This window comes from Stenotrophomonas sp. GD03777, assembly GCF_029842485.1.
Classification (GTDB): domain Bacteria; phylum Pseudomonadota; class Gammaproteobacteria; order Xanthomonadales; family Xanthomonadaceae; genus Stenotrophomonas; species Stenotrophomonas sepilia.
In genome coordinates this window covers 34,046-40,375 of record NZ_JAOCGL010000028.1, presented here as the reverse complement: position 1 = coordinate 40,375, position 6,330 = coordinate 34,046, and the positions used below count along the sequence as shown (strand labels likewise).

Below are 6,330 nucleotides of genomic sequence, written 5' to 3'. Positions count from 1 at the left end.
CCGGGCAACGTTCCCGTGGGAGTGCACCGTGCGCAACCTGATTACCGACTACCTGGGCGTCCACGCCCAGGCCATGCCGTTGCGCGAACAGCGGATGAAGCTGATCGCCAGCAACCTCGGCAATGCCGACACGCCCGGCTACAAGGCCCAGGACCTGGACTTCGATGCCGCCCTGCGCCATGCCCAGGGGCAGGATGCCAACGGCCTGATGGCCACCACCCATGAGCAGCACTACGAAATCAGTAGTGGCCTGAACCCGTTCCAGATCGCGCGCGAGGGCGTGCAGCCCAGCCTGGACGGCAACACCGTCGATCCCGATGCCGAGCGTGCCGCCTATGGCCGAGCCGCGCTCGAGTACCGCGCCTCGCTCAGCTTCGTCGAGAGCAAGGTGCGTTCCATGCTGACCGCGATCACGGGGCAATAAGCCATGAGCAACCTGCCGATCTTCGATATCGCCGGCTCCGCGCTGCAGGCCCAGTCGGTGCGCATGAGCACCATCGCCTCCAACCTCTCCAATGCCGACACCGTCGCCGGTTCTGCCGACGCCGTGTACAAGCCGCTGGAGCCGATCTTCCAGGCCGTCACCAGCAAGAACGATCCCAACATCACCTCGGTGAAGGTGAAGGAGATCACCCAGAGCGAGGCGGCGCCGATCAAGCGCTACGAGCCGGGCCACCCGCTGGCAGACGCCGATGGCTACATCTACCAGCCCGACGTCGATCCGGTGGCGCAGATGGTCAACCTGATCTCGACCTCGCGCAATTACCAGGCCGGCGTGGAGATGTTGACCACCGCCAAGGAACTGGCCCTGGCCACCTTGACCATGGGCCGCTGAGGCCCGCAGCACCGGATACCGCCATGACCACCGCCGTCAACAACCAGACCAGCCAGGACGTCTATTCCGCGCTGGGCCTGAACGCCCCCAACAGCAACGCCACGAAAAAGAAGAACACGCTCGACCAGGCCGACTTCCTGCGCCTGATGACCGAGCAGCTGCAGCACCAGGATCCGCTGAAGCCGATGGACAACACGCAGATGGTCGCGCAGATGGCGCAGATGTCCACCGTGCAGGGCATCACCGATCTGAACAAGACGGTGAAGGGCTTCCAGGAATCGATGGCCAGCGACCAGGTGCTGCGTGGCGCGGCGCTGGTCGGCCACCAGGTGCTGGTGCCATCGGAAAAGCTGGTGCTGGAGAAGGAAGGCAGCGTCGAGGGCACGGTGGCCGCGCCGTCGGCCGGCATCATCACCGTGGATATCACCGATGCCACCGGCGCCAAGGTCACCTCGCTGAGCGTGGAAGCCAAGGCAGCAGGCGAAACCGCCTTCCAGTGGGACGGCAAGGACGCCAACGGCAAGCGCATGGAGCCGGGCAAGTATTCCATCGTTGCCAACCATGTCGATACCGCCGGCAAGAGCACCAAGCTGTCCACCTATGTGCAGGCGCCGGTGGAAAGCGTGACCGTCGGATCCGACGGCCTGTACCTGAACCTCAAGGGCCTGGGCACGGCCCCGATCGACTACGTGCTCCGCGTCAGCTGAGCCGCACATCCCGCATCAACCAGGAGCATCCCATGGGCTTCAATGTCTCGCTGTCCGGCATCAATGCTGCCAACACCGACCTGAGCGTCACCGCCAACAACGTCGCCAACGTCAACACCACCGGCTTCAAGCAGTCGCGCGCCGAGTTCGCCGATCTGTTCGCCTCCACCAGCTATGGCCTGTCGAAGAACCAGACCGGCTCGGGCGTGCGCGTCTCCAACGTCGCCCAGCAGTTCATCCAGGGCCACAACGAGCAGACCGGGCGCAGCCTGGACATGGCCATTTCCGGTGAGGGCTTCTTCACCATGAACATGAACGGTTCGCGTGTGTACTCGCGTGCCGGCAACTTCCAGACCGATTCGGCCGGCTATGTGGTCAATCCGCAGGGCGCGCGCCTGCAGGTGTTCGCGCCGAATGCCGATGGCACCAACTTCGATGCCGGCCGCCTGGTCGACCTGCAGCTGTTGACCACCGACAGCCCGCCGAAGCAGACCAGCGAAGTGAAGGTGGGCTTCACCCTGCCGGCCAACGCCAAGCAGCCGACCGTGGCCACGTTCGACCCGACCGACTCCAACAGCTACAACCACTCCAGCGGCGGCATCACCGTGTACGACTCGCTGGGCGTGAGCCACATCCAGGTCTCGTACTTCGTGAAGGGCGCCAACCCCAACGAATGGACCGTGCACAACTATGTCGATGGCCAGCCCACTGGCACCCCGACCGCGGTCACCTTCGACAACAGCGGCAAGCTGACCGCCCCGGCCAACGGCAAGGTTGGCCTCGGCACCTTCACCCCGACCACGGGCGCTGGCCAGCTGAACATGACGCTGGACATCAGCGGTTCGACCCAGTACGGCGAGAAGTTCGCCCTGCGCAACACCCAGCAGGACGGCTATGCCGCCGGCAAGCTCAACGAGATCACTGTGTCCGAGTCGGGCGTGGTCTATGCGCGCTACTCCAACGGCGACGACAAGCCGCTGGGCCAGGTCGCACTGACCACCTTCAACAACACCCAGGGACTGGAATCGAAGGGCAACAACCTGTGGGTGGAGACCTTCGAGTCAGGCACGCCGCGCACCGGAATGCCGGACACCTCCAATCTCGGCAAGATCCAGGCCGGCTCGCTGGAAGCGTCCACCGTCGATCTCACCGAGCAGCTGGTCAACATGATCACCGCGCAGCGCAACTTCCAGGCCAACGCGCAGATGATCACCACGCAGGACCAGATCACCCAGACCGTCATCAACATCCGTTGATGAGCTGCTGACCCTGTCACGGAACTCCCCGCATGGATAAAGCCCTTTACGTGGCGATGACCGGTGCCCGCGCCTCCCTGCAGGCGCAGGGAACGCTCAGCCACAACCTCGCCAACTCGGACACTCCTGGCTTCAAGGAAGCGCTGGCCAACACCGAAGCCTTCCCGATCAAGGGTCCGGGCTTTGCCTCGCGGGTGGATGCGCTGCACGTCGACGCCGGCTTCAACCGCCGGCCCGGCGCGCAGCACATCACCGGCAAACCGCTGGACCTTGCACTGCAGAGCGGCACCTGGCTGGCGGTGCAGGCGAGCGATGGCAGCGAAGCGTATACGCGTGGCGCAGCCCTGTCGGTGACGCCGAACGGCCAGCTGGTGACCTCTGGCGGCCGTCCGGTACTGGATGACAACAACAACCCGATCGCCATTCCGCCCTACCAGGCGATGGAGATCGGCGCCGACGGCACGATCTCGATCATCCCGCAGGGCGAAGGCCCGCAGACGATGGCGCAGATCGGCCGGATCAAGGTGGTGCAGGCGCCGGACGAGCGCCTCGAGCGCGGCCTGGATGGCCTGTTCCGCAACACCGACCCGCGCCAGCCGTTCGCACCGGCACAGGGCACCGCCGTGCACAGCGGGCAACTGGAGGGCAGCAACGTCGATGCCGCCGGTGCGCTGGTGCAGATGATCCAGCTGCAGCGCCAGTACGAAATGCAGGTTCAGGTGATCAAGCACGGCGACGACAACGCGCGCAGCGCCAACAGCCTGCTCCGCCTGGGCAGCTGACGGATTTCCGGCGCCGCCCGGGCGCGGCGCTGGCACACCGCTTGCACACCCGCTACCAAGGGCCGCATTGCGCGGCCGGCTTCACCCAGACAGGACTCCGAAGATGAACCAGGCATTGTGGATCGCGAAAACCGGACTGGATGCGCAGCAGATGCGCATGTCGGTGGTTTCCAACAACCTCGCCAACACCAACACCACCGGCTTCAAGCAGGACCGCGCCAGCTTCGAGGACCTGCTGTACCAGCAGGTGCGCCAGCCGGGCGGCTCTTCGTCGGCGCAGACGCAGCTGCCGACCGGCCTGCAGCTGGGTACCGGCGTGCGCGTGGTCGCCACCGCCAAGAACTTCGAGCAGGGTGGCCAGCAGCAGACCGGCCGCGCACTGGACGTGATGGTCAACGGACGCGGCTTCTTCGAAGTGCAGATGCCCGACGGCAGCTCGGCCTACACCCGTGATGGCTCGTTCAAGATCAACCAGGACAGCGAGCTGGTCACCAACAGCGGCTACCCGGTGCAGCCGGGCATCCAGATTCCCGAGGGCGCGCAGTCGGTCACCATCGGCAGCGACGGCACCATCAGCGTGAAGATGGCCGACAACGCCGCGTCGGTGGAAGTCGGTGCGCTGACCCTGACCGACTTCGTCAATCCGGCCGGCCTGCAGGCGCGCGGCGAGAACCTGTTCCTGGAAACCACGGCCTCGGGCCCGGCACAGAACGGCAATCCCGGCCTGAACGGTCTCGGCACCGTGGTGCAGGGTGCGCTGGAAGGCAGCAACGTCAATGTGGTGGAAGAGCTGGTGTCGATGATCGAAACCCAGCGCGCCTACGAAATGAATGCCAAGGCGATCTCCACCACCGACTCGATGCTCGGCTATCTCAACAACAAGATCTGACCGGCCCAACCGGGAAACCGCCATGTCGCCCATTTCCAACCTCGCCCGTACTGCCCTCGCCTGCACCGTGGTCGCCCTGCTCGGTGGCTGCGTGATCGCGGGCGACGTGCGCCCCTATCCGGCGATGGCACCGATCCAGCCGATCATGCCGCCGCAGGCCGCGCCCACCGCCGGTGCGATCTACGCCGCTGGCCCGACCCTGCAGCTGTATTCGGACCGCCGCGCACGCGATGTCGGCGACCTGCTGACGATCACCCTGCTGGAAAACACCACCGCGCAGACCAGCGCCAACACAGCCACCAACAAGGAATCCAACCTGAGCCTGGGCACGCCGTCCATCCTTGGTGCGCCGGTCACCCTGGGCGGCAAGGACATCCTCAGTGCGACGGCCAAGGGCGCGCGTGACTTCACCGGCAAGGGCAACAGCGCGCAGAGCAACCGCCTGCAGGGCAGCGTCACGGTCACGGTGATCCAGCGCCTGCCCAACGGCAACCTGGTGGTGCAGGGGCAGAAGAACCTGCGGCTGAACCAGGGCGATGAACTGGTGCAGGTGCAGGGCATCGTGCGCCCGGGCGACATCAGCCAGGACAACACCATTCCGTCCAGCCGCGTGGCCGAGGCCCGCATCGTCTACGGCGGCCGCGGCCCGGTCGCGCAGTCCAACGCGATGGGCTGGCTGAGCCGCTTCTTCAATTCCGGCCTGACGCCGTTCTGAGTATGGCCATGAAAGCTCTCTTCTCTTCTACGTGGCAGCGACGCATGGCGTCGCTCTACGGATCATTCTTCCTTCTGCTGGCAATGGCTGCGCCTGCCAGCGCCGAGCGCATCAAGGACCTGGCCCAGGTCGGCGGCGTGCGCGGCAATGCGCTGGTGGGCTATGGCCTGGTGGTCGGCCTGGATGGCAGCGGCGACCGTACCAGCCAGGCACCCTTTACAGTGCAGAGCCTGAAAAACCTGCTTGGCGAGCTGGGCGTGAACGTGCCGCCGAACGTCAATCCGCAGCTGAAGAACGTGGCCGCCGTGGCGATCCACGCCGAACTGCCGCCGTTCGCCAAGCCGGGCCAGCCGATCGACATCACGGTGTCTTCGATCGGCAACGCGGTGTCGCTGCGCGGCGGCTCGCTGCTGATGGCCCCGCTGCGCGGCGCCGATGGCCAGATCTATGCCATCGCCCAGGGCAATCTGATCGTGGGTGGCTTTGGCGCGCAGGGCAAGGACGGCTCCCGTGTCTCGGTGAACGTGCCCAGCGTCGGCCGTATTCCCAACGGCGCCACCGTGGAGCGTGCCCTGCCCGATCCGCTGGCCAACGGCGGCGACATCACCCTGAACCTGCACAACAACGATTTCACCACGGTCTCGCGCATGGTCGCCGCGCTGAACAACGCATTCGGCGAAGGCGCGGCGCGCGCGATCGATGGCGTGACCGTCGCCGTCACCGCACCGACCGATCCGGGCGCACGCATCGGCCTGCTGGCGCGCATCGAGAACCTGGAACTGACCCCGGGCAGCGCCCCGGCCAAGGTGGTGGTCAATTCACGCACCGGCACCGTGGTCATCGGCCAGCAGGTGCGCGTGGGGCCGGCCGCGATATCGCATGGTTCGCTGACCGTGACCATCCAGGAAAACACCAACGTCAGCCAGCCCAATGCGCTGTCGGGCGGCCGTACCGTTGCCAGCCCGCAGTCCACCATCACCGCCACCAACGACGGCAGCCGCATGTTCAAGTTCAGCGGCGGCACCACCCTGGACGAAATCGTGCATGCGGTGAACGCCGTAGGCGCGGCACCGGGCGACCTGATCGCGATCCTGGAAGCCCTGAAGCAGGCCGGCGCACTGAGTGCCGAGCTTGAGGTGATCTGAC

The 6,330-nt window shown here is 65.9% G+C and carries 8 protein-coding genes; all 8 read left to right on the top strand.

What is annotated here, in order from left to right; genetic code table 11:
- The first annotated feature begins 28 nt into the window (after nucleotides 1-28).
- Nucleotides 29-424: a flagellar basal body rod protein FlgB gene (gene flgB / locus N5E02_RS08685; RefSeq protein ID WP_005409576.1), complete on the top strand. Its 396-nt coding sequence runs from the start codon at nucleotides 29-31 to the stop codon at nucleotides 422-424.
- Between the two features lie 3 nt (nucleotides 425-427).
- Complete coding sequence (gene flgC, locus N5E02_RS08680; protein ID WP_005416461.1) at nucleotides 428-835, top strand: flagellar basal body rod protein FlgC; 408 nt, start codon at nucleotides 428-430, stop codon at nucleotides 833-835.
- 23 nt (nucleotides 836-858) lie between these two features.
- Nucleotides 859-1,542 (top strand): flagellar hook capping FlgD N-terminal domain-containing protein, encoded by a 684-nt coding sequence (locus N5E02_RS08675; RefSeq protein ID WP_005416460.1) that lies wholly within the window; start codon nucleotides 859-861, stop codon nucleotides 1,540-1,542.
- 32 nt (nucleotides 1,543-1,574) lie between these two features.
- A complete protein-coding gene (gene flgE / locus N5E02_RS08670; protein ID WP_279946184.1) occupies nucleotides 1,575-2,798 on the top strand; it encodes a flagellar hook protein FlgE in 1,224 nt (407 codons plus the stop codon).
- Nucleotides 2,799-2,830: 32 nt separating this feature from the next.
- Nucleotides 2,831-3,580 carry a flagellar basal body rod protein FlgF gene (locus N5E02_RS08665; protein WP_279946183.1) on the top strand — a complete coding sequence of 250 codons (750 nt, stop codon included), beginning with the start codon at nucleotides 2,831-2,833 and terminating at the stop codon, nucleotides 3,578-3,580.
- A 103-nt stretch (nucleotides 3,581-3,683) separates the two neighbouring features.
- Complete coding sequence (gene flgG / locus N5E02_RS08660) at nucleotides 3,684-4,469, top strand: flagellar basal-body rod protein FlgG (protein WP_005416457.1); 786 nt, start codon at nucleotides 3,684-3,686, stop codon at nucleotides 4,467-4,469.
- A gap of 22 nt (nucleotides 4,470-4,491) precedes the next feature.
- Nucleotides 4,492-5,184: a flagellar basal body L-ring protein FlgH gene (gene flgH, locus N5E02_RS08655; RefSeq protein WP_005416456.1), complete on the top strand. Its 693-nt coding sequence runs from the start codon at nucleotides 4,492-4,494 to the stop codon at nucleotides 5,182-5,184.
- Between the two features lie 2 nt (nucleotides 5,185-5,186).
- On the top strand, nucleotides 5,187-6,329 hold the full coding sequence (locus N5E02_RS08650) for a flagellar basal body P-ring protein FlgI (protein WP_032954158.1): 1,143 nt from the start codon (nucleotides 5,187-5,189) through the stop codon (nucleotides 6,327-6,329).
- Nucleotide 6,330 lies beyond the last annotated feature (1 nt).